The organism is Pseudomonas sp. EYE_354, from assembly GCF_023148575.1.
Taxonomy (GTDB): Bacteria; Pseudomonadota; Gammaproteobacteria; order Pseudomonadales; family Pseudomonadaceae; genus Aquipseudomonas.
Window position 1 is genome coordinate 123,050 of sequence record NZ_JAHXNQ010000001.1, and the last position, 24,427, is coordinate 147,476.

The following is a 24,427-nucleotide window of genomic DNA, read 5'->3' on the forward strand; positions in this document are numbered from 1 at the left end:
TTTTACAGGGGGGATAAGAATCAATACCATTGGCGCCCCTTTGCTGACAGGTATTACCCCATGTTGCTGCACATTCCCGGCCTGTTCTCTCGCGAGGAAGTGCAGCGCATCCGCCAGGCGCTGGAAGGTGCCGATTGGGCCGACGGCAAAATCACCGCCGGGCACCAGTCCGCCAAAGCCAAGCACAACCTGCAATTGCCCGAAGGCCACCCGTTGGCCAAGGAAATCGGCGCGGCGATGCTTGAGCGTTTGTGGCAAAACCCGCTGTTCATGTCGGCGGCATTACCGCACAAAGTCTTTCCGCCGCTGCTCAACTGCTACACCGCGGGCGGCAGTTTTGATTTTCATATCGACAATGCCGTGCGCCAGCCCAAAGGCAGTCACGAGCGAGTGCGCACTGATCTGTCTTCCACGCTGTTCTTCAGCGATCCCGACGAATATGACGGCGGCGAACTGGAGATCCAGGACACCTTCGGCCTGCAGCGGGTCAAACTGCCCGCCGGCGACATGGTGTTGTACCCCGGTTCCAGCCTGCACAAAGTCAACGCCGTGACCCGTGGCGCGCGCTACGCCTCGTTCTTCTGGACCCAAAGCCTGGTGCGCGAAGACAGCCAGCGCACCTTGTTGTTCGAGATGGATGGTGCCATCCGCCAACTGACGGCGGACGTACCCGACCACCCGGCCCTGATCCAACTCACCGGCACCTACCACAACCTGCTGCGTCGCTGGGTCGAGGTCTGAATGAGCTTCTTGTTGCGTCGCCAGGAAGTGCTGAACGTCGAGCAACTGCAAGCCATGCTCGACGACTCGCCGGTACGCGCCGCCCAGGCGATCCTGCTGGCGGCCAAGGAAGGTGTGGTGGATGCCCAGGCGCTGCTTGGGCAAATCCTGCTCGATGGACGTGGCATCGCCCGCGACGAAGCCTTGGCGTTGCGCTGGTTTCACATCGCTGCCAACGGCGGTCAACTCATGGCGCGAAATATGGCCGGGCGTTGTCTGGAACATGGCTGGGGTTGCCCGCCGGATGCGGCGGCGGCTGCGCGGCACTATCGGCTGGCCGCGGAGGCGGGGCTGGATTGGGCGCAGTACAACTATGCGAACTTACTGGCGACCGGTCGCGGTGTCGCCGAAGATCAGCCGCAAGCCCTGAGCTTGTATCGCCGGGCGGCGGAGCAGGGCCATGCCAAGTCGATGAATCTGCTGGGGCGTTATCTGGAAGAGGGCCAATGGTGCCCGAGGGATCCGGAGGCGGCCGAGCACTGGTATCGCCGCTCCGCCGAGGGCGGGGATTTTCGTGGGCAGTTCAGTTATGCGGCGGTGTTGGCGGACAGCGGCCAGACCGAGGCGGCGCTGGCGTGGCTGCGTCAGGCGCTCGTTGGCGGCAATGTGAAGTTCTTGCGGGTGGCGCACCAGACGCTCGCCTCGGCCAACGATCCGCAGATTCGGGCGATGGCCGAGGCGTATCAAGCGCGCGCTGCCAGCCTTTGCTGAGGCATAAAAAAACCCATGACACGTCATGGGTTTTTTATGAGCCGCTTACTTACACGTAGAACGACTTCAACGGTGGGAAACCGTTGAATTCAACTGCGCTGTAGCTGGTGGTGTAGGCACCGGTGGACAACCAATACAAACGGTCACCGATCGCCAGGTTCAGCGGCAGGCCGTACTTGTAGTTTTCGTACATGATGTCGGCGCTGTCACAGGTAGGACCGGCGATAACCACTTCTTCCATCTCGCCTTTTTTCTCGGTCCAGATCGGGAACTTGATGGCTTCGTCCATGGTTTCGATCAGACCGGAGAACTTGCCCACGTCCGTGTACACCCAACGCTCGACGGCGGTGCGGGATTTACGCGCGACCAGCACCACTTCGCTGACCAGGATACCGGCGTTGGCGATCAACGAACGGCCCGGCTCCAGGATGATTTCCGGCAGGTCGTCGCCGAAGTCTTCCTTGAGGAAGCGAATGATTTCTTCGGCGTAGGTTTCCAGGCTGTTGGTGCGGGTGATGTAGTTGGCCGGGAAGCCGCCGCCCATGTTGATCAGCTTGAGGTGGATGCCGTCTTCTTCCTTCAGGCGTTCGAAGATCACTTTGACCTTGGCGATCGCCGCGTCCCACACGCTGATATCGCGCTGTTGCGAGCCGACGTGGAAGGAAATGCCGTAAGGCACCAGGCCCAGGTCACGGGCCAGGATCAGCAGGTCCATGGCCATGTCGGTCTGGCAGCCGAATTTGCGCGACAAAGGCCAGTCAGCCGTGGTCGAGCCTTCGGTGAGGATACGCACATACACTTTCGAACCCGGTGCGGCCTTGGCGATGTTGCGCAGGTCGGCTTCGGAGTCGGTGGAGAACAGGCGCACGCCTTTCTCGTAGAAGTAGCGGATGTCCTTGGATTTCTTGATGGTGTTGCCGTAGCTGATACGGTCGGCGCTGACGCCACGGTCCATGACCTTGTCCAGCTCATAGATCGAAGCGATGTCGAAGCTCGAACCTTTGTCTTTGAGCAGGTCGATGATCTCGACGGCCGGGTTGGCCTTGACGGCGTAATACACCTTGGCGAATTCGAAACCGGCGCGCAGGTCATCGTAGGCCTGGCTGATCATCGCGGTGTCGATTACCACGAACGGGGTTTCTTGCTTGTCGGCAAACGCCTTCATTTTGTCAAAAGTGGCGCGTGCGAAATAGTCTTCGACGTTGATCGACATGCTGGGAACTCCTAAGGGCAAACTGAAATTAGCAATGGGTGCAAATGAACGTCCTCCGTATCCCCACTTTGGTTCGCCTACTTCCCAAGGCATGTCGCCGAAAGCAAAAAGGCCATGGGACTTACCGCTTCCCTTGGCCTTGCTGTCTCGTCGTCAGTACTTGAGCCGGATGGATCGTTTCCAGCATGGACGTTCGGCGCGAACTTTAGGGCTTGATGGGCGTGGGATCAACTAAAAATGTCGCGTTTTTGCACGCGTTCGTCGCGCGGCCGCGTGCAGCTACTTATGTAACCGACCGGTGTGACGGATTGATGTTCCCCCGATGGGGCAAATCGACGGTATTTCCCTGACACACGGGAGGCCAAATGGGAGGGGCATGCCCCCTCCCACATTTTGAACGGCGTCGTGTCAGTTCAGATCAGGCGAGGGCGGTTTCGGCGGGCGAGACGATGCTGGTCTTGCCCCCACGGGACTTACCGGAGCTCAGGTACTCGGCGATCGACTCCTGGGTCACTTCGCCCAAGAACACCCGCTCGGCATCCATCACCGGCAGCCACGACCGGTTGAACTCGTACATGCGCGACAGCAGGATGCGCAAGTGCTCGTCATACGCCGCGGTGGCGTTGAACTCGCGCAGGTACTGGCTGCAAGTACCGGTCTGACGGTGCAGGTCACGGCGTCGTACATAGCCCAGCGCCTTGTTCTCGGCGCAGGTGACCACCACGTAGCGGCGGTCGGTTTCGTCCATCAGTTCCAGGGCATCGGCCACCGGGGTTTCCGGGCTTACCGACGGGGCGTTGTCCGCCGCGTCTTCGGCCTTCACCAGCAGCAGGCGCTTGAGGGTGCTGTCCTGGCCCACGAAGTTGCTGACGAACTCGTCCGCCGGGTGCGCCAGCAGCGTGTCGGGGTGATCGATCTGCAGCAGCTTGCCGGCGCGGAAAATCGCAATCTTGTCACCCAGCTTGATCGCTTCGTCGATGTCGTGGCTGACCATGATCACGGTCTTGTTCAGCGCGCGTTGCATCTCGAAGAACTCGTTCTGGATCATCTCGCGGTTGATCGGGTCGACCGCGCCGAACGGCTCGTCCATCAGCAACAACGGCGCATCGGCCGCCAGGGCGCGGATCACGCCGATACGCTGTTGCTGGCCACCGGACAATTCACGCGGGTAGCGGTGCAGGTACTGCTTGGGTTCGAGCTTGATCATGCTCATCAGCTCGCGGGCGCGGTCGTGGCATTTCTGTTTGTCCCAGCCCAGCAGTTTGGGCACCACCACGATGTTTTCCTCGATGGTCATGTTGGGGAACAGACCGATCTGCTGGATCACGTAGCCGATGTTGCGACGCAGGGTCACTTCGTCGAGGTCGGTGGTGTCTTCGCCGTTGATCAGGATCTTGCCCGAGGTGGGCTTGATCAGGCGGTTGATCATTTTCAGCGTGGTGCTTTTGCCGCAGCCCGAGGGACCGAGGAACACGCAAATTTCGCCTTCATTGACGGTCAGGCTTACGTCGTTAACGGCAGTCACGGTTTTGCCGTTGCTTTGAAAAGTCTTGGACAGGTTTTGAAGTTCGATCATTTGAGTAATCCTTTTGGAGTCAGCGAGCGTTGCAACCACTGCAGAAGCAAGTCGGCGAAGATGGCCAGGAGACTGACCAGCACGGCGCCGACGATCAGCATCGACATGTCGCTGCGGCTGATGGAAGCCAGAATAAGTACACCCAGGCCACCGGCGCCGATGGTGGCGGCGATGGTCATCACGCCGATGTTCATCACCACGGCGGTGCGCACACCGGCGAGGATCACCGGCACGGCGATGGGCAGCTCGACCATGCGCAGGCGCTGGCCGAAGGTCATGCCAATGCCCTTGGCCGCCTCGCGAATGCCCGGCTCTACGCCGGTAAGCGCCAGGTAGGTGTTACGCATGATCGGCAACAGGGAGTAGAGGAACACGGCGGTGATCGCCGGCATCGGTCCCAGGCCTTGGCCGAACTTGGAGTAGAACGGCAGCAGCAGGCCGAACAGCGCGATGGACGGCACGGTCAGCAGCACCGTGGCGCTGGCCTGCAACGGGCCGGCCAGGGTCGGGTAGCGCGTCATCAGGATGCCCAGGGGCACGCCGATGAAAATCGCCAGGATTACGGCGATGCCGACCAGGGTGATGTGCTGCCAGGTCAGGTGCAGGACTTGGGCCCAATCAAGATGGGAAAAGGCGTTCAGAAATTCCATGTCTTCTCCTCGTTAGTTGATCGGATGTTGGCGCAGGAAGTCTGCGGCGACAGCGGACGGGCTTTCATGGCCGACGTCGACCCGCGCGTTCAACTGGCGCATGGTTTCGTCGTCGAACAGATTGGCCAGCGGCTTGAGCTCGGCGGCCAGCTGCGGATGCTTGTCGAGGTATTCCTGGCGGATCACGGGGGCGGCGGTGTAGTCCGGGAAGTAGTGTTTGTCGTCTGCCAGCAGCTTCAATTTGAAGGCATTCAAGCGACCGTCGGTGGTGTAGACCAGGCCGGCGAACACTTGCCCGTTACGCAGCGCGGTGTACACCAGTCCGGCGTCCATCTGCCGAGTGTTTTCGCGGGTGAGGTTCATGTCGTATCGCTTGACCATGCCGGCCAGGCCGTCGGAGCGATTGGCGAACTCGGTGTCCAGGGCCACCAGACGGTGTTCCTTGGTGTCTTGCGCCATGGCTGTGGTGAGGTCGCTGATGCTGTTGATCTCAGGATGTTCCTTGGCCACTTTCTCGGGCAGCGCCAGGGCGTAAGTGTTGCTGAAACGCGACGGAGCGAGCCAGACCAGGCCTTTTTTCGCATCGAGTTCTTTCACTCGAGCGTAGGACTGTTCGCTGTCGAGCTTCTCGTCGATATGGTTGTAGGCCACCAGCGACACACCGGTGTATTCCCAGAGCATGTCCAGTTGCCCGCTTTCCTGGGCACTGCGCGCCAGGTTGCTGCCCAGGCCGCCGGTCACCTGGGTGTCGTAGCCCTTGGTGCGCAGGTACTGGGAGGTGATTTCGGCCAGCAGGGTCTGTTCGGTGAACACCCGGGCGCCGATGCGGATTACCGGTTTTTCGGCGGCTTGCGCGATACCTGCAAACAGCAGGACGCAGCTCAATATCAAGGTCAGTTTTTTCATGTGTATTCCTGTTTCAGGCCTTAAACGCGGCCAAGCCTTAGGACGGACGCAACCCGCGTTCCAGCCAGAGGCGGCTGGCCATGGTCACCAGACCGTCGAGCAGCAACGCCAGCAACGCGGTGCACGCGGCGCCGAGCAGCAGTTGCGGCTGATTGTTCAGGGCGATGCCGGGGAAAATCAGGCTGCCCAGGCTGTTGGCACCAATCAGGAACGCCAGCGGTGCGGTACCGACGTTGATCGCCAGGGCCACGCGCACGCCGCCGATGATGATCGGCACGGCGTTGGGCAATTCCACGCGAAACAGCACCTGACGCGGGGTCATGCCGATGCCGGTGGCGGCTTCCTTGAGGGAACCCTGCACGTTTTTCAGGCCTTCGTAGGTGTTACGCACGATGGGCAGGAGGGAGGCGAGGAACAGCGCGAAGATGGCCGGGCCACTGCCGATGCCAAGAACGCCGAGAGCGATGGCCAGTACGGCCAGGGGCGGGACGGTGTTGCCGATGTTGAAGATCTGCATGAAGCGTTCTGCGCGCCCGACCATATTCGGTCGGCTGAGCAGGATACCGGCGGGAATCCCTACAACAAGGGCGGCCAGCATGGAGACTAGAACGAGGATCAGGTGTGCTTGCAGGTAAAACAACAAATCGTCGCGGTACAGTTCGATCGTGTTGATGCCGATCCAGTGGACCAGCAGGGCCAGGAGCGCGACGACAACCACGCCTCCTATCAGCCCTTTGCCATAGCGAATAGCCACAGGCGGACTCCTTTTTTCTTTTGTCGGCGAACACATTCTCCGGCGGCAGTGCCATTCCTGGCTGTCGGCGATTGGGTTCGCGAAAAGCAGCTCGTCGATACCGGCAATGCGGTATGTATCGAGCCATGAGCGCAGCCTCGTCAGGCTAACTTGCTGATTTATCAGCCCCTGTTCCGAGTGCGGTAGCAGGGGAGTGGACGTCTCTACCTTTTAAAAGGTTCCACACTTGGGAGCATTTAGCCACCCCCAATCGGGTGAACGGTGGTCCGGCGCCTGGGGTTTGCGCTATACTCGCCGCCCTTTTTTGACTCACCTGCCAGGCGATTTCCCATGACCCACCAGGCCGCCGAAGTCGCGAAACGCCGCACTTTCGCCATTATTTCCCACCCCGATGCCGGTAAGACCACCATCACCGAGAAGCTGTTGCTGATGGGCAAGGCAATCGCAGTGGCCGGCACGGTGAAGTCGCGCAAATCCGACCGCCATGCGACATCCGACTGGATGGAGATGGAAAAACAACGGGGTATCTCCATTACCACGTCGGTCATGCAATTCCCGTATCGCGACCACATGGTCAACCTGCTCGACACCCCAGGCCACGAAGACTTCTCCGAAGACACCTACCGCACCCTGACTGCGGTGGACTCGGCCTTGATGGTCCTCGACGGCGGTAAGGGCGTTGAGCCACGGACCATCGCGCTGATGGACGTGTGCCGCCTGCGTGACACGCCGATCGTCAGCTTCATCAACAAACTCGACCGCGACATTCGCGACCCTATCGAGCTGTTGGATGAGATCGAAGCCGTCCTGAAGATCAAGGCCGCGCCGATCACCTGGCCGATTGGTTGCTACCGCGACTTCAAGGGCGTGTACCACCTGGCCGACGACTACATCATTGTCTACACCGCCGGCCACGGGCATGAACGCACCGATGTGAAAATCATCGAGAAGCTCGACTCGGATGAAGCCCGCGCCCATCTGGGTGACGAGTACGACCGTTTTGTCGACCAGTTGGAACTGGTGCAGGGTGCCTGCCATGAGTTCAACCAGCAGGAATTCCTCGACGGCCAACTGACCCCGGTGTTCTTCGGTACCGCGTTGGGCAACTTCGGTGTCGACCACGTCCTCGATGCCGTGGTCGACTGGGCTCCGCGCCCGCTGGCGCGTGTGGCCAACGAACGTACGGTGGAGCCGGTCGAAGAGAAGTTCACCGGTTTCGTGTTCAAGATCCAGGCGAACATGGACCCCAAGCACCGCGACCGTATCGCGTTTATGCGTATCTGCTCCGGCCGCTACGAAAAGGGCATGAAGATGCGCCATGTGCGCACCGGCAAGGACGTGCGCATCGGCGATGCCCTGACGTTCTTCTCCTCCGAGCGTGAACAGCTCGAAGAAGCCTACGCCGGCGACATCATCGGCCTGCACAACCACGGCACCATCCAGATCGGCGACACCTTCACCGAAGGCGAGGCCCTGGGCTTTACCGGTATCCCGCACTTCGCCCCGGAGCTGTTCCGCCGCGTACGCCTGCGTGACCCGCTCAAATCCAAACAATTGCGCCAGGGCTTGCAACAGTTGGCGGAAGAGGGCGCCACCCAGGTGTTCTTCCCCGAGCGCAGCAACGACATCATCCTCGGCGCCGTCGGTGTGCTGCAGTTCGATGTGGTCGCCAGCCGCCTGAAAGAGGAATACAAGGTTGAATGCTCCTACGAGCCGATCACCGTGTACTCCGCGCGCTGGATCGATTGCAGCGATAAGAAGAAGTTGGAAGAGTTCTCCAACAAGGCCGTGGAAAACCTGGCGGTCGATGGTGGCGGTCACCTGACCTACCTGGCCCCGACACGGGTCAACCTGGCGCTGATGGAAGAGCGCTGGCCGGATGTGAAATTCCGTGCGACGCGCGAACACCACTGATTTCTGAGCGCGACTGAACAAAAAAGTGGGAGGGGTGATCCCCTCCCACTTTTTTTGATCTGCAGCAGCCATGGGATGGGTGCGAATCCGGTATCCAAGTCGCCAAAAAGAAAACCCCTCCCGCCAGGCTGATGCGCAACCTGACGGGAAGGGCTGTAGAACGCATTGATCGTTCCCACGCTTTGCGTGGGAATGCCTCTTGTGACGCTCTGCGTCACGCTTTGGACGCAGAGCGTCCCGTGCTGCATTCCCACGCAGAGCGTGGGAACGAGATCAGGCGACGAATTGCTCCGCGTAGTGGCAAGCCACCTGGCGGTTGTCCAAGGTGCGCAGTTGCGGCTCCTCGGTGCTGCAGCGTGCCGTCGCATACGGGCAGCGCTTGTGGAAAGCGCAACCGGGCGGCGGGTTCAGGGGGTTAGGCAACTCGCCGACGATTTTGATCTTCGGTTTGTTCGGATCCGGATGAATGGTCGGTGTCGCCGACAGCAGCGCCTGGGTATAGGGATGCAGCGGGCGGGCGTAGATGTCTTCCTTGGGGCCGACCTCAACCGGGCGGCCGAGGTACATCACCATCACGTCATCGGCGACGTGTTGCACCACCGCGAGGTTGTGGGAGATGAACACGTAGGCGGTGTTGAATTCCTGCTGCAAATCCATGAACAGGTTGAGCACCTGGGCCTGGATCGACACGTCGAGTGCCGAGGTGGGTTCGTCCGCCACCAGCACTTTAGGTTGCAGCATCATGGCGCGAGCCAGGGCGATGCGCTGGCGCTGGCCGCCGGAGAACATATGCGGGTAGCGCTGATAATGCTCGGGGCGCAGGCCCACTTGCTTCATCATTGCCTGCACTTTTTCGCGACGTTCGGCGGCGGACAGGTTGGTGTTGATCAGCAGCGGCTCGCCGAGTTGGTCACCGACCTTTTGCCGTGGGTTCAACGAGGCGTACGGGCTCTGGAACACCATCTGCACGTCTTTACGCAGTTGCTTGCGCTGGGCCTTGTCGGCGCCGGCCACTTCCTGGCCGGCGATTTTCAGCGAGCCGGAGGACGGCTCTTCGATCAGCGTCAGCGCACGGGCCAGGGTGGATTTGCCGCACCCGGATTCGCCGACGACCGCCAGGGTCTTGCCGGCTTCCAGTTCGAAGGACACGCCATTAAGCGCGCGCACCAAGGCGTGGCCCTTGAACAGGCCACGGGACACTTCGTAGTGACGGGTGAGGTCGCGGGCGGTAAGAACGACGGCCATTACGCCACCTCCTGGTTCAAGGGGTAGAAGCAGCGCGCGAGGCTGTTGGTTTTGGGATCAAGGCCGGGGCGCTGGGCACGGCAGGATTCCTGCACGTACGGGCAACGCGGCGACAGCAGGCAACCCTGCGGGCGGTCATAACGACCCGGCACGATGCCGGGCAGTGTGGCCAGACGCGTGGCGCCGAGGCTGTGTTCCGGGATCGCCTTGAGCAGCGCTTCGCTGTAAGGGTGTGCCGGAATATCGAACAGTTGCGGCACCTGGCCGACTTCCACGGCCTGGCCGGCGTACATCACGCACACGCGCTGGGCGGTTTCGGCCACCACCGCGAGGTCGTGGGTGATCAGCACCAGGCCCATGTTCTGCTCTTTTTGCAGAGCCAACAGCAGGTCCATGATCTGCGCCTGAATCGTGACGTCCAACGCGGTGGTCGGTTCATCGGCGATCAGCAGTTTCGGCTCGCCGGCAATGGCCATGGCGATTGCAACGCGTTGGCTCATGCCGCCGGACAGTTGGTGCGGGTAGGCGTCCATACGGCTGGCAGCGCCTGGGATTTCCACCTTTTCCAACAGTTCGATGGCACGCTTGCGCGCTTGCTTGCCGGACATTTTCAGGTGCAGGCGCAGCACTTCTTCAATCTGGAACCCCACGGTGTAGCTGGGGTTCAGCGCGGTCATCGGGTCCTGGAACACCATCGCCAGGTCTTTGCCGACGATCTGGCGGCGTTGGCGGTTGCTCAGCTTGAGCATGTCCTTGCCGTCGAAGTTCAGCGCGTCGGCGGTAACGATGCCGGGGTGCTCGATCAGGCCCATCAGCGCCATCATGGTCACGGATTTACCCGAGCCCGACTCGCCAACGATCGCCAGCACTTCGCCTTTGTCGACAGAAATGTCGAGGCCATCGACCACCGGCACGGCGGTCTTGTCGCCGAAGCGAACATTGAGATTCTTGATTTCTAACAGTGACATGGGAATCTCCTCAGGCGGCGTTCTTGAGTTTCGGGTCCAGCGCATCGCGCAAACCGTCGCCCATCAAGTTGATTGCCAGCACGCTGAGCAAAATGGTCAAACCAGGCAGGCTCACCACCCACCAGGCGCGTTCGATGTAGTCCCGGGCCGATGCCAGCATGGTGCCCCACTCCGGGGTTGGCGGTTGTACGCCAAGGCCAAGGAAGCCCAGGGCCGCAGCATCAAGGATCGCCGAAGAGAAGCTCAGGGTGGCCTGGACAATCAGCGGCGCCATGCAGTTGGGCAGCACGGTGATGAACATCAGGCGTGGCAGGCCGGCACCGGCCAGGCGCGCGGCGGTCACGTAGTCGCGGTTCAGTTCGCCCATCACCGCAGCACGGGTCAGACGCACGTAGGACGGCAGCGAGACGATCGCAATGGCGATCACGGTGTTGATCAGGCCAGGGCCGAGGATCGCGACGATGGCAACGGCCAGCAGCAGCGATGGCAGGGCCAGCATGATGTCCATCAGGCGCATGATGGTCGGGCCGAGCAGGCGCGGGAAGAACCCGGCGAACAGACCCAGCAGGATGCCCGGGATCAGCGACATCACCACCGACGACAAACCGATCAGCAACGACAGGCGTGAGCCCTGGATCAGGCGCGACAGCAGGTCACGGCCCAGCTCGTCGGTGCCGAGCAGGAACTGGATCTGCCCGCCTTCGAGCCACGACGGCGGGGTCAGCAGGAAGTCGCGGTACTGCTCGCTGGGGTTATGGGGGGCAACCCACGGCGCGAAGATCGCGCAGAACACGATCAGCAACATGAACGCCAGGCCGGCAACCGCGCCTTTGTTCTTGGAGAAGGCTTGCCAGAATTCTTTGTACGGGGACGGGTACAGCAGGCTTTGATCGACTGCTGACGCTTGTGTAGGTGTGGTCATAGTCATGATCTCAACGCTGGTGACGGATGCGGGGGTTGGCGAAGCCGTAGAGGATATCCACCACGAAGTTCACCAGGATCACCAGGCAGGCGATCAGCAGAATGCCGTTCTGCACCACCGGGTAGTCACGCGCGCCAATGGCTTCGATCAGCCATTTGCCGATGCCGGGCCACGAGAAGATGGTTTCGGTGAGGACCGCACCGGCCAACAGGGTGCCGACTTGCAGGCCGACCACGGTGAGCACCGGGATCAGTGCGTTACGCAGGCCGTGTACGAACACCACGCGTGCCGGCGACAGGCCTTTGGCCTTGGCGGTGCGGATGTAGTCTTCGCGCAGCACTTCGAGCATGGATGAACGGGTCATCCGCGCAATCACCGCCAGCGGGATAGTGCCGAGCACGATGGCCGGCAGGATCAGGTGGTGCAGTGCGTCCCAGAATGCGTCCGGCTCGTCAGCCAGCAGGGTGTCGATCAGCATGAAGCCGGTGCGCGGCTCGATGTCGTAGAGCAGGTCGATGCGCCCGGAAACCGGGGTCCAGCCCAGGCTGACCGAGAAGAACATGATCAGGATCAGGCCCCACCAGAAGATCGGCATCGAGTACCCCGCCAGGGAGATACCCATCACCCCATGGTCGAACAGAGATCCTCGCTTCAGGGCCGCGATCACCCCGGCCAACAGGCCCAGGATGCCGGCGAACAGCAGCGCGGCCATGGACAGTTCCAGGGTCGCGGGGAAGAGGGCGGTGAATTCGGTCCACACGCTGGTGCGCGTGCGCAGCGATTCGCCAAGGTCGCCTTGGGCGAGCTTGCCGACGTAATCCAGGTATTGCGCATACAGCGGCTTGTTAAGGCCGAGGCGTTCCATTGCTTGTGCGTGCATCTCGGGGTCGACGCGCCGCTCGCCCATCATCACTTCGACGGGGTCGCCAGGGATCATGCGTATCAACGCAAACGTGAGCAACGTGATGCCGAAAAACGTGGGGATCAATAACCCCAGTCGGCGGGCAATAAAACTAAACATCTTGGTGTGTACCTCAATCAGCCGGTTAGGCAGGTTCGGCGCCGCCTCTGTGGGCGGCGCCGAGCGTTTCTCTTATTTACTTCACCTGGGTGGTGGCGAAGTTATTAGTGGTCAGAGGGCTTTGGGTATAACCCTCGACGTTTTTACGCATGGCGGTGAACATTTTCGGGTAAGCCATGGGAATCCATGGTTGGTCCTTGGCGAAAACATCCAGTGCTTGTTGATAGAGTGCGGCGCGTTCCTGGGGTTCAGCGTCGGCACGCGCCTTGTCGATCAAGTCCTGAAACTCTTTGTTACACCAGCGTGCGTAGTTTTCGCCGTTTTTGGCAGCATCGCAACTCAGGTTTGGCGTGAGGAAATTATCCGGGTCGCCGTTGTCACCGGCCCAGCCGGCAGACACCATGTCGTGCTCGCCAGCTTTGGCGCGCTTGAGCATTTCGCCCCATTCCATGACCTTGATGTTGACCTTCAGGCCGATCTGCGCCAGGTCCGCTTGCATGCGCTGGGCGCCGAGCATCGGGTTAGGGTTGGTCGGGCCGCCGCCGTTACGGGTGAACAGGGTGAACTCGGTGCCTTCCGGTACGCCGGCTTCCTTGAGCAGGGCACGGGCCTTGTCCAGGTCGCGCTCAGGGTTTTTCAGCTTATCGTTGAAGCCCAGCAGGGTCGGCGGATACGGGCCGGTGGCGTCGACCGCGTTGCCTTTGCCGTACAGGGACTCGTTATAGCCTTTTTTGTCGAACGCGATGTTGATCGCGTGGCGCACCCGCGCGTCGCTCATGTACTTGTGGGTGGTGTTCAGGGCGGTATAGGCGGTGGTCATCGCCGCCAGTTCCGCGACTTTCAGGTTCGGGTCGGCCTTCATGCTCGGCACGTCATCGGGCTTGGGGTACAGCGCGATCTGGCACTCATTGGCCTTGAGCTTCTGCAGGCGCACGTTGTTATCGGTGGTAATCGCCAGGATCAGCGGATCGGCTGGCGGCTTGCCACGGAAGTAGTCCGGGTTGGCCTTGAAGCGCACCTGGGCGTCTTTGGCGTAGCGGGTGAAGATAAACGGCCCGGTGCCGATCGGCTTGGCGTTCAAGTCATCGGTCTTGCCGGACTTGAGCAACTGATCGGCGTATTCGGCGGAGTGGATCGAGGAAAACGCCATGGCCAGGTCGGCCAGGAACGGTGCTTCAGGACGGGTCAGGGTAAAGACGACGGTGTGATCGTCGGTCTTGGTTACGCTCTTGAGCAGTTCCTTGAAGCCCATGCTTTCGAAGTACGGGTAGCCCACGTTGGACTTGTTGTGCCACGGGTGTTTCGGGTCCAACTGGCGCTGGAAGCTCCAAAGCACGTCGTCGGCATTCAGGTTGCGCGTGGGTTTGAAATAGTCGGTGGTGTGGAACTTGATGTCGTCACGCAGGTGAAAGGTGTAAGTCAGGCCATCGGCGCTGATCTCGGGCAGGTCTTTGGCCAGCGCGGGAACGACTTCGGTGGTGCCGGGCTTGAAGTCCACCAGACGGTTGAACATGGTTTCGGCGGCGGCGTCAGCGGTCACGGCCGTGGTGTACAGGACCGGGTCAAAACCTTCCGGGCTGGCTTCGGTGCAGACCACCAGTGGTTTGGCCGAAACGCCGATCGCCACGCTCAACAGCGCGGCAGCCATGGCGGCTTGTAGCGGGAGCATTTTCATTCGGAACCCTCTGCAATCGATGGGACCAGTAAAAACGTAGACGGCGGGCTCGTCCTGAGCCCGCCGTTTACCTGGCGCTAATTAAAGAATGTTGAACGGGATGGTGGTGACCAGACGGAACTCTTTGATGTTGCCGTCAGCTTGTTGCGCGCTGGCGCGGTGAGTCACGTAGGTGCCACGGATGGTAGTGGCCTTGAGTGGGCCGCTCTGAATCGCGTAGGACGTACCAACGCCGTATTCCTGGTGTTTCTCGCCGTCCATCAGGCGCAGGTCGCTGCGGCTTTCACCCGCGGTACCGTAGGCGGTACCGTTGTAGTGAGTACCGTCGATGCCCCAGCCGCGAGCCGAGTAAACGTTGAACTTCAGGCCTGGCACACCGTATTCGGCCATGTTGATGCCGTAGGCGATCTGGAAGGACTTCTCGTTCGGGCTGTTGAAGTCAGAGGTCAGGGAGTTGGCCAGGTAGATGCCGTTGGTTTCGTGCAGGTAGTCGAAGTACTCGTCACCGTTCACTTCCTGGTACGAGAAGGTCAGGCTATGAGCCTGGTGGGTCAGACCCAGGGACAACGAGTACGTATCGTTGTCGATGTTGCCCATCTTCTTGCTGCCGGTGTCGGTGGTCTTGTAGTAGTTCAGGCCAGTGGTCAGTGCCAGGGTCTGTGCATCACCCAATTCGTGGGTGGCACCGAAGTAGTACTGGTTCCAGAAGTCTTCGACGTTAGCCGCGAACACGCTGGTCTTCAGGCTCTTGAACGGCTGGTAGTTGAAGCCCAGGGTTTTGACCTTGTCGGTTTCCTGGCCATTGCCGTACTCGGAACGGAATTTCGACAGGCTTTGTTCGGTACGCGGCGAAACGCGATCGAAGATACCGCCCTGGAACGACAGGTTGCTCAGCTCTTCGCTGTTGAAGCTCACACCCTCGAAGCTCGAAGGCAGGGCACGGTTGCCGATGGTGTCGACGATGCCGCTGCTGAAGTTCTGGCGACCGGCGGTCAAGGTGGTGTTCGAGACACGGAACTTCACGTTGGCCAGGCCCAGCTTGCTCCACTGGTTAACGGCATCGCCGTCGGAGTCGGCCAGGGTACGGTTGGAGCCGTTCTTGATGTCACGCCGGCTGGCATCCAGCACGATGGCGTTGTAGGCGGCAACTTCGGTCGCAACGCCAACGGTGCCTTGGGTAAAGCCTGAGGAATAGTTCAGGATGGTGCCTTGCACCCAGTTCTCGCGGCGCGAGTCCTGAAGGGTTTGATTATGTTTTGTATAGCTGAATTTTTGACCACGGAACCGTTGTTCGCTGGAGTACCAGTTACGCGTGGTACCGCCCAGGCTTTGACCGTCGATAAAGCCCTTGGCCTCGCTTTGCGCGCTGGTGCCGGCCAGTGTGGTCGGAACGAAGTCCTGGCTGGCGGGTTCAGCATAGGCGGTTGCCGTGATGCTGCTGATGGCCAGGGCCAGAAGCGCTTTGCTGCTCAGTTTCATGTGTGAAGCTCCTTTGGTTCTCTTTTTAATGCCGGTCTTTTTTGGTGATCCGGCTATTGGGTGTGTAACTCTTTTCAAGCTATGCAAACGTTTGCCGTAGGAAAAATCCTAATAAATGGCTGCACGTTTGCCGGAGAGCCAGCATCGCTCTCCTGCAATCCGGTTATTTTCTTATGGGTTGATACTGACGCCCGAGAACACGTTGCGGCCGAAGGGGCTGACTTTGAACCCTTCGACTTTGGTGCTTAACGGCTGGTTGACCGTCGAGTGGGCGACAGGCGTGATCGGCACTTGCTGCTTGAGCAATTGCTGCGCCTGTTTATACAGAACAGTCCGTTGTTCGCGGTCGGTGACGACCTTGGCTTGCTTGATCAGCTTGTCGTACGCCGGGTCACACCACATGGAGTAGTTGTTCCCGCCGATGGCGTCGCAGCTGTAGAGGGTGCCCAGCCAGTTGTCCGGGTCACCGTTGTCGCCGGTCCAGCCGATGAGGCTGACGTCATGCTCACCGTTCTTGGTGCGCTTGATGTATTCGCCCCACTCGTAGCTGACGATCTTCACTTTCAGGCCGATCTTGGCCCAATCGTTCTGCAGCATTTCGGCCATCAGCTTGGCGTTGGGGTTGTACGGACGTTGCACCGGCATCGCCCACAGGGTGATCTCGGTGCCTTCCTTGACGCCGGCAGCCTTGAGCAACTCCTTGGCTTTTTCCGGGTTATAGGCTGCGTCCTTGATGGTGTCGTCGTAGGACCACTGGGTCGGCGGCATGGCGTTGACCGCCAGTTGCCCCGCACCCTGATACACGGCGTTGAGGATGCTTTGCTTGTTCACCGCCATGTCCAGCGCCTGACGCACTTCGAGCTGGTCGAACGGTTTGTGGCGCACGTTATAGGCGATGTAGCCGAGGTTGAAGCCTGGCTTGGTCAGCAATTGCAGGTTGGGGTCGGCCTTGAGCGCGTCGACATCCGCCGGACGCGGGTGCAGGGTCACCTGGCATTCGCCGGCCTTGAGCTTTTGCACCCGCACCGACGCGTCGGTGTTGATGGCGAAAATCAGCTGATCGAGCTGCACCCGGCTCGGGTCCCAGTACTGCTTGTTGCCCACGTAACGGATCTGCGAGTCTTTTTGGTAACGCTGGAACACAAACGGACCAGTACCGATCGGCTTCTGGTTGATGTCGCTGGGCTTGCCGCTTTTAAGCAACTGCTCGGCGTATTCGGCCGACAGGATCGCCGCGAAGCTCATGGCGATGTTCTGCACGAACGCGGCGTCCACCGTGTTCAGGGTCATCACCACGGTGTAGGGGCCGGTTTTTTCGACCTTGGCGATGTTCTTGTTCAGGCTCATCCCGTTGAAGTATGGAAACTCGGTGGGATAGGCCTTACGGAACGGATGGTCGGGGTCCAGCATGCGGTTGAAGGTGAACAGCACGTCGTCGGCGTTGAAGTCACGGGTCGGTTTGAATTCCTTGTTGCTGTGGAATTTCACCCCTTCACGCAGGTGGAAGGTGTAGGTCAGGCCGTCTTCGGAAACATCCCACTTGGTTGCCAGGCCCGGCACCACATTGGTCGCGCCTTTTTCAAACTCGACCAGGCGGTTGTACAGCGGCTCAGCCGCGTCGTTGTCGGTGGCGGTGGTGTATTGCGCGGTATCAAAACCTGCCGGGCTGCCTTCGGAGCAGAACACCAGGCTCTTCTTCTCGGCGGCTTGGCCCATCGTGGCCACGGCCAGCAGGCTGGTGCCAAAAATAGCGGATAGAACGGTGGTATGGCGCATGACGATCCCGATCCTTGTTTGTAGTTGTCATCAGTGAGCAATCCCCCCCGGCTTTCGACCATGGAGACATCACTGATCCCACGTACAGCAAGTGCCTTTCCTAAATTGGTACCTCTGCTGTCCTACGACGTTATGGGCCATGGACGTCAGAGTAAATGCGCCAAATTAGATTGATCCTGTAGGCAAAGGAGCCATGCGTCGCAGTTCGTTGCTGTAGGAAGCAGCGACTTCGAGCGTGGTCCGTTTCCCAAGGTCAGGCGGATGTAATAACGGCGACGTTGGGAAACGTCGCCGCCATTGATCCTTACTTGCCGCTTACGCTCACGCCGTAGAAGGAGTTCAGGCCAAACGGGCTGATCTTGAAGTCCTGCACGGTGTTGCGCATGGGTTGATACACCGTCGAGTGCGCGATAGGTGTCATCGGGACTGCATCTTTGAGGATATGTTGCGCCTGCTTGTACAGCTCGGTGCGTTTGGCGACATCCGAAGTGGCCTTGGCTTCTTTCACGATGCCGTCGAATTTCTTGTCACACCACTTGGAGAAGTTGTTGCCGTTCAGCGAATCGCAACCGAACAGCACGTTCAGCCAGTTGTCCGGGTCACCATTGTCGCCGCTCCAGCCAATGATCATGGCCTGGTTCTCGCCGCCTTTGGAGCGCTTGATGTACTCGCCCCACTCGTAGCTGGTGATCTTGACCTTCAGACCGATCTTGGACCAGTCGTTCTGCAGCATCTCAGCCATCAGCTTGGCGTTCGGGTTATACGGACGTTGGACCGGCATGGCCCACAGAACGATCTCGGTGCCTTCCTTCACGCCGGCTTCCTTGAGCAGCGCCTTGGCTTTTTCAGGATCGTACTTGGCGTCCTTGATGGTGGTGTCGTAGGACCATTGGGTCGGCGGCATGGCATTGACGGCCAGTTGGCCCGCGCCCTGGTACACGGAATCGATGATCTGCTGCTTGTTCACCGCCATGTCCAACGCTTGGCGAACGCGCAGGTCAGCCAGTGGGTTGGGCTTGTCGTCGCCTTTGACTTTGTCCATCACGTTGTAAGCCACATAACCCAGGTTGAAACCGGCTTGGTGCGGCAGCTTCAGGTCCTTGTCTTCGCCCAGCGCTTTCAGGTCGGCCGGACGTGGGAACAGGGTGATCTGGCATTCGTTTTTCTTCAGCTTCTGGATACGCACCGACGGGTCGGTGGTGATAGCGAAGATCAGGTTATCGATCTTGACGTCTTCAGGTTTCCAGTAGTCCTTGTTGCCGGTGTAACGAATGTTGGAATCTTTCTGGTAGCTCTTGAACACGAACGGACCAGTGCCGATCGGCTTCTGGTTGATGTCTTGCGGCGTACCGTTTTTCAGAAGCTGGGCGGCATATTCGGCCGATTGGATCGACGCGAAGCTCATGGCCAGGTTCTGGATGAAAGCGGCGTCCACGGTGCCAAGGGTGAACTTGACGGTGTGGGCATCGACCTTCTCGATGTTCTTGATGTTGGTGTCCATCCCCATGTCCGTGAAGTACGGGAACTCGGTGGGGTAGGCCTTACGGAAAGGATCGTCTTTATTGATCATCCGATTGAAGGTGAACAGTACGTCGTCAGCCGAGAATTCACGAGTTGGCTTGAAGTACGGTGTGGTGTGGAACTTGACGCCTTCGCGCAGGTGGAAGGTGTAGGTCAGGCCATCCGGGGACACGTCCCAGCTGGTGGCCAGGCCAGGAACAACGGCGGTGCCGCCACGTTCGAACTGGCTCAGACGGTTGAACATGGTTTCGGCCGAGGCATCGAAGTCTGTTCCGGTGGTGTACTGGCCTGGATCAAAACCGGCCGGGCTCCCTTCGGAGCAGAACACCAGGTTAGTTGCCGCCAGGGCTACGGGGGCTGCGGCCATAAGGCCAGCGCTCACTAATAACGGAAGGACTGCGTGTTTAAGCATGTTGGCCTCATGATTTGTTGTCATTTTTGGTGGTGAGGGCGACCTCGTGAGTCGGCCTGCGGATACTTATGCAGGCGCCATACCCATTGCAAGACGCTGAACCGTTGCAAGGCTCAAAGAGTGGTACGAACGTACACGAATGTCGCAATTATGAAAGTTTCGACATAATTGCGCATATTTTGAGGGTTTTTTCGGTGCAATGAGTGCACCAAAAAAGCCCAACCGAAGCGTCTGGCGCACTCGGTTGGGGCGTTCCTGTTACTTATCCAGACTCACGCCATAGAACGGCGTCAGACCAAACGGGCTGATCTTGAAATCCCGCACTTCCTTGCGCATGGGCTGGAAAACCGTCGAGTTCGCAATAGGCGTTATAGGCACTTGTTCCTTAAGGATTTTTTGCGCCTGTTGATACCACTTGATGCGCTGTTCGCGGTCGCTGCTGACCTTGGCCTGCAGCACCAACTTGTCGTAGGCCGGGTTACACCATTTGGCGTAGTTACTGCCCTTGACCGCAGCACAACTGTAGAGCACGCCGAGCCAGTTATCCGGGTCACCGTTATCGCCGGTCCAGCCGTAAATCATGGCGTCGTGCTCGCCATTTTTGGCGCGCTTGATGTATTCGCCCCACTCATAGCTGACGATATTGGCCTTGATGCCGACCTTTTCCCAGTCCTGCTGGATCATCTGGGCCGACATGCGCGCATTGGGGTTCGACGCGCGTTGCACGGTCATCGCCCACAGGTTGATGGTCGTGCCCGGTGCAACCCCTGCTTCTTTTAGTAGCGCCCGCGCCTTTGTCGGATCGTAAGGGGCATCTTTGATATTCGGGTCATAAGACCACTGCGCCGGCGGCAGGGCGTTCTGCGCCAATTGCCCGGCGCTCTGGTACACGGCCTTGATGATCGCGGGCTTGTCGATGGCCATGTCCAGGGCCTGGCGCACCTTGAGCTGGTCCAGCGGCGGGTGGGTCACGTTGTAGGCCAGGAAGCCCAGGTTGAACCCCGCTTGCTGCAATACGCGCAGGTTGGGATCTTGTTTCATCACTTCGATATCGGCGGGGCGCGGGTAGCCGCTGACCTGGCATTCGCCGGCCTTGAGTTTTTGCAGGCGCGACGCGGCATCCGGGGTGATGGCGAAGATCAGGTTGTCGAGCTTCACGTCCTCGGGGTTCCAATATTGTTTATTGGCCGCGTAACGAATCTGCGAGTCCTTCTGGTAGCGCTTGAACACAAACGGCCCGGTGCCCACCGGCTTTTGGTTGATATCTTCTGCCTTGCCCTCCTTGAGCAACAGCGCGGCGTATTCGGCGGACTGGATCGAGGCGAAGCTCATGGCCAGGTTCTGCACGAACGAGGCATCGACGTTGTTCAGGTTGAAGCGCACGGTGTGATCGTCGAGTTTTTCGACGCTTTTGATCGTGGTGTTCAAGCCCATGTCGGTGAAGTAGGGCGACTCGGACGGGTACGCCTTGCGGAACGGGCTTTCAGCGTCCAACAGGCGGTTGAAGGTGAACAGCACGTCATCGGCATTAAAATCGCGGGTCGGCGTGAAGAAGTCGGTGGTGTGAAAGACAACGCCATCGCGCAAATGGAAGGTATACGTCAGGCCATCCTGCGACACTTCCCAACGGGTCGCCAGGCCGGGCTCGACTTCGGTACTGCCGCGCTTGAACTGTGTGAGGCGGTTGAAGACGGTTTCGGCGGAGGCATCAAAGTCGGTGCCGCTGGTGTACTGGCTGGGGTCGAAGCCGGCGGGGCTGGCCTCGGAGCAATAGACCAGGGTGCTGGCCGCCTGGGCCATCGGCATAACGGCCAGCAGACCGGCGGCGAGGAGGAGTGGTTTTAAGACGATTCTTTCCATGGAGACCCCTGAAGTGGCAGGTATATCGACGCTGCCCAAACGAAAACGGCGGTCACCGAGGTTACCGCCGTTACGTCTTATCAGAAAGGCGCCGGTGTTATTTCACATCCACGACATTCGACGCGGTCATGGTGAAGGGGGCCTTGTTACTGATGATGTAAGGGTTGGCCTCGTCGTTCAGGGCGTTGCCTTCACCAATCTGGAAGGTGCGTTGCGCGTTGACTTCCATGTTGGGTATTTCAGTGGCGTCCTTGTCCAGATTGAGCAGTGTCATTTTGGCGTCAAATTCAACCTGCGCAGTGTGAGTGTCGGGATCATAGGTAATGACGTAATGGGTGTCCTTGCCCTTGAAGCCCACATGTTCCTGCAATTGGTTCATTTTCAACTCGACCGACGTCGGCGCGACACTGCCCTGATGAGCCACTTCGGAGATGCGCGAGCGCAAGAGCGGGTCGGGAATGGCGTCTTCGAACTGCTTGAGGCGCTTGCTCAGCGTCTCTCCCTCTGCGTCTCCTGAGGCATTCAGCTCCAGCGTTGTGTACCCGTCAGGTTGTTTTACGCGGACGGTATAGCGATCACGGTTTAAGTCCTTTAGGAAATTCTGCGAGTAGGGCGTTGTACTGTGCTCATTCGTCTGTGCCTTTTCACTGGGATAAACCTCGAAGTTGTCTTCCTGAACGGTCCAGGACACATTGAGTTTGCGCTTAAGGACGTTCCCCTCTTCGAAGTTGTTGACCGATTGCTGGTAAGCCGTATTGCTGTTGTAGTTAAACACTTCATCAAAACTGGCGGCGCCGCTTGCTGTGGGATCACCCAGCGCATCGAAGCCATCTGAAAACTTTGGCGGTATCTTGGTGGCCTCCGTGGGAGGGGCCGACGGAGCACGATTCCAAGGCCAGCCACCCTGAACCTTGCCGCTGGACCATTGCCCTTCGCCGTTGGCATACACGGTCAGCACGGGCTTTCTGGTGTGGGGATCAATGATCTGGACATGGTTATCGCTAAGTTTGAAATCACTTCTGATTTCATACACTTTTTTCACACCCGTATCGTCGACATATCGGATAAACCAGCGTTTTTCGCCCTTGGCCTGATAAATGCCTTTGCTGTTGGGCGTCGCGTGCTCAATGAGCTTCTCACCGTTGCGCACCGCATGTTTGCTGATATCCCCTGCCTGGCTGGGGCGCAACCGGTTGCCACCAGGTTGTTGCGGCTGGACTTCATTCTGAAGGTCGTCGCTCGACGTTAACTTAGAGTTACCCGCATTCCCTTTGTTTTTCCATCCGCCCGCCTCATCGGGCTTGGCGATGATGCCGCTATTGGCCGGGGTTTCTTCTGGCGTAAGGGAACCGTTCTCCGGGATATATGGAAATTCGGGTGATCGCACCAACTCAAAGTCGTTGGTCTCGACGTTGAGTCGCCAGCTGTAATTCTTGGTAATAGGAGAAGGGTCGGAAAATTCACCGAGACCGCCTTCTGCCCCGAGCGTCGCCAATTCATGCGCCAATTGCAGGCCCGATATAACTGCTGCGGCATTGCCTCCAATACGATCCTGAGCGGTTTTGCCATAGAGTCCGTCATGCACGCCGAAGACAATATTACCGACGTTGCCCACGACAGGAAGGTAACCGAAGGTATCGCCCCAGAGCGCTTTCGCCTTCTTCCAGCTTTGTTGTGAAGAGCCAAATACTTGGGTTTGGTCGTTCCATGCCGAATTGTTGACGTTCAGCCCTTGGTATTGCGCGGCAATACCGTCATTAAGATTGCCGTACTTGAGACGATAACCGCTCGCCCGCGACCGCGTGTAGTTGAATGTCTGGCGAACCGGTATGGCCTGGTCCTTGAGGAAGTTTTGATAGCCCGGATAACTGGCCCGATTGCCGTCAATCAAACTATCGAGCACTTCGCCGGTCTTGGGCCAATGTGCATCCGAGCCGCCTTGTCTGTTACTCGCGTTGAAGCGTTTTTGCAGGGTGTCGCGATTGGCTTTCGCCCACTCGGCGAACTCATCGTCCCCTCTTATTTCATGGACGGTGCCGTTCTTTAAATCGATCATCAGACCCTTATTAGGTCTGTTGTGATAATCACCTTCATAGGGGGTGTAAGGAATAAATGCGTACCCTTCCAGGGGGTAGCCATAAACGTTCGGGATGATGACTTGCCCATTGTGCTCAAGCGTACGCTTGATCGCTGTTTGGGCGTCGGGACTTAATAGTTTGAAGCTGTCGCTGTCCTTGGACAGGTTCTGCAAGATGCCCTTCAGTACATAGGCATCCGCTTTCCCCGAGCGCTTCGCCAGTGCTCCGGAAGCGTGCCGCATCGGTCCGGCTATTTCTTTTTCCCAATGATCTTGGAGCTTTTTGCCGACGGACTCCAGATTATTGATTTTGCCCCGGTCCTTTGACTCAATTTCCATTTCCTGGAAGTTGATCGGCCCCCCACGTTCGACTTTATCGTGTTCGAGAGCGCCCGCCGCAATCTCCCACGCGCAGTAGGTGCGCTTCTGGCTGTCGGTCAATACCTCGGGTTTGCCCTTGCCTGTATATGAACTGAACGTGACCGTGAACTTCTCGTGCGGATCGTATCCCGCGGACAATAAGCCGCCACTGAAGTACCCAGCGGGTTCCATGAACTGGCGCACGCGCTGGAATTTAATGTTTCGTTCGCCTTCGCTTCCATTTTCTATTTGCCCGATCTGCGTCTTTACGCGATTGGCATAGGCGTCGATGCGCTGTGCTCGCTCCGTAAGCGTGTAGTTCGGGTCTGGCAGAGAAGCGGTCGCTGACCCATAAATGGTAGTCGTCAGGGCGTCACGTTCAGGATCTGCGAAAGTGCCTGCAGCCGGCTTTTGTCCAAGCGCTATATTTTTTGACTCTGCGTCGCTCTCCTCTCCTGGCCATTTGTTTTGTGGGGAAGATGAAGCACTGATCGAACGAGCGTGACGAGTGTGAACGGAAGGTGGGGGGGTTAACGAGGGCGAATGAAGGGGAGCATTGATATTCATGATCGACTCGATGTTGACGTGGAGTTCAAAAAAATATTCG

The 24,427-nt window shown here is 59.1% G+C and carries 18 protein-coding genes; 3 read left to right on the top strand and 15 right to left on the bottom strand.

Annotated elements, in window-relative coordinates:
- The first annotated feature begins 60 nt into the window (after positions 1-60).
- Positions 61-741 (top strand): Fe2+-dependent dioxygenase, encoded by a 681-nt coding sequence (locus KZX66_RS00625; protein ID WP_248075191.1) that lies wholly within the window; start codon positions 61-63, stop codon positions 739-741.
- On the top strand, positions 742-1,491 hold the full coding sequence (locus KZX66_RS00630) for a tetratricopeptide repeat protein (protein ID WP_248075193.1): 750 nt from the start codon (positions 742-744) through the stop codon (positions 1,489-1,491).
- Positions 1,492-1,540: 49 nt separating this feature from the next.
- On the opposite strand, the gene KZX66_RS00635 is transcribed toward KZX66_RS00630, so the two are convergent.
- The 5 genes from KZX66_RS00635 to KZX66_RS00655 form a co-directional block, all read right to left on the bottom strand.
- Positions 1,541-2,704 (bottom strand): type III PLP-dependent enzyme, encoded by a 1,164-nt coding sequence (locus KZX66_RS00635; protein ID WP_014716890.1) that lies wholly within the window; start codon positions 2,702-2,704, stop codon positions 1,541-1,543.
- Positions 2,705-3,122: 418 nt separating this feature from the next.
- Positions 3,123-4,280: an ABC transporter ATP-binding protein gene (locus tag KZX66_RS00640; protein ID WP_248075194.1), complete on the bottom strand. Its 1,158-nt coding sequence runs from the start codon at positions 4,278-4,280 to the stop codon at positions 3,123-3,125.
- Positions 4,277-4,930, bottom strand: coding sequence for an ABC transporter permease (locus KZX66_RS00645; protein WP_078731538.1), 654 nt, complete (start codon positions 4,928-4,930; stop codon positions 4,277-4,279). Before KZX66_RS00645 ends, KZX66_RS00640 begins: the two co-directional genes overlap by 4 nt.
- Positions 4,931-4,942: 12 nt before the next feature.
- Entirely contained in the window at positions 4,943-5,836 is an 894-nt protein-coding gene (locus KZX66_RS00650; RefSeq protein ID WP_248075195.1) for a glycine betaine ABC transporter substrate-binding protein, read from the bottom strand.
- Between the two features lie 37 nt (positions 5,837-5,873).
- A complete protein-coding gene (locus KZX66_RS00655) occupies positions 5,874-6,590 on the bottom strand; it encodes an ABC transporter permease (RefSeq protein WP_027604862.1) in 717 nt (238 codons plus the stop codon).
- Positions 6,591-6,920: 330 nt separating this feature from the next.
- Between KZX66_RS00655 and KZX66_RS00660 the strand changes: the two genes are divergently transcribed.
- The gene (locus KZX66_RS00660) at positions 6,921-8,504 is read left to right on the top strand and encodes a peptide chain release factor 3 (RefSeq protein ID WP_248075196.1); all 1,584 of its coding nucleotides are present in this window, start codon (positions 6,921-6,923) and stop codon (positions 8,502-8,504) included.
- Positions 8,505-8,777: 273 nt separating this feature from the next.
- Here KZX66_RS00660 and KZX66_RS00665 read toward each other — a convergent pair whose 3' ends face one another.
- The 10 genes from KZX66_RS00665 to KZX66_RS00710 form a co-directional block, all read right to left on the bottom strand.
- On the bottom strand, positions 8,778-9,749 hold the full coding sequence (locus tag KZX66_RS00665; protein ID WP_248075197.1) for a peptide ABC transporter ATP-binding protein: 972 nt from the start codon (positions 9,747-9,749) through the stop codon (positions 8,778-8,780).
- On the bottom strand, positions 9,749-10,717 hold the full coding sequence (locus KZX66_RS00670; protein WP_058423035.1) for an ABC transporter ATP-binding protein: 969 nt from the start codon (positions 10,715-10,717) through the stop codon (positions 9,749-9,751). The genes KZX66_RS00665 and KZX66_RS00670 overlap by 1 nt, the downstream gene beginning before the upstream one ends.
- Positions 10,718-10,727: 10 nt before the next feature.
- Complete coding sequence (locus tag KZX66_RS00675; protein ID WP_004372295.1) at positions 10,728-11,639, bottom strand: ABC transporter permease subunit; 912 nt, start codon at positions 11,637-11,639, stop codon at positions 10,728-10,730.
- A 10-nt stretch (positions 11,640-11,649) separates the two neighbouring features.
- Positions 11,650-12,660, bottom strand: a complete 1,011-nt coding sequence (locus tag KZX66_RS00680) for an ABC transporter permease subunit (RefSeq protein WP_003171721.1) — start codon at positions 12,658-12,660, stop codon at positions 11,650-11,652.
- A 76-nt stretch (positions 12,661-12,736) separates the two neighbouring features.
- Positions 12,737-14,335, bottom strand: a complete 1,599-nt coding sequence (locus tag KZX66_RS00685; RefSeq protein ID WP_248075199.1) for an ABC transporter substrate-binding protein — start codon at positions 14,333-14,335, stop codon at positions 12,737-12,739.
- An 81-nt stretch (positions 14,336-14,416) separates the two neighbouring features.
- Positions 14,417-15,814 (bottom strand): OprD family porin, encoded by a 1,398-nt coding sequence (locus tag KZX66_RS00690; protein ID WP_186688235.1) that lies wholly within the window; start codon positions 15,812-15,814, stop codon positions 14,417-14,419.
- A 171-nt stretch (positions 15,815-15,985) separates the two neighbouring features.
- Positions 15,986-17,590, bottom strand: coding sequence for an ABC transporter substrate-binding protein (locus KZX66_RS00695; RefSeq protein WP_248075201.1), 1,605 nt, complete (start codon positions 17,588-17,590; stop codon positions 15,986-15,988).
- Between the two features lie 304 nt (positions 17,591-17,894).
- Entirely contained in the window at positions 17,895-19,523 is a 1,629-nt protein-coding gene (locus KZX66_RS00700) for an ABC transporter substrate-binding protein (protein WP_248075203.1), read from the bottom strand.
- A gap of 258 nt (positions 19,524-19,781) precedes the next feature.
- Positions 19,782-21,383 (bottom strand): ABC transporter substrate-binding protein, encoded by a 1,602-nt coding sequence (locus tag KZX66_RS00705; RefSeq protein ID WP_248075205.1) that lies wholly within the window; start codon positions 21,381-21,383, stop codon positions 19,782-19,784.
- 97 nt (positions 21,384-21,480) lie between these two features.
- The gene (locus KZX66_RS00710; RefSeq protein ID WP_248075207.1) at positions 21,481-24,387 is read right to left on the bottom strand and encodes a hypothetical protein; all 2,907 of its coding nucleotides are present in this window, start codon (positions 24,385-24,387) and stop codon (positions 21,481-21,483) included.
- Positions 24,388-24,427 lie beyond the last annotated feature (40 nt).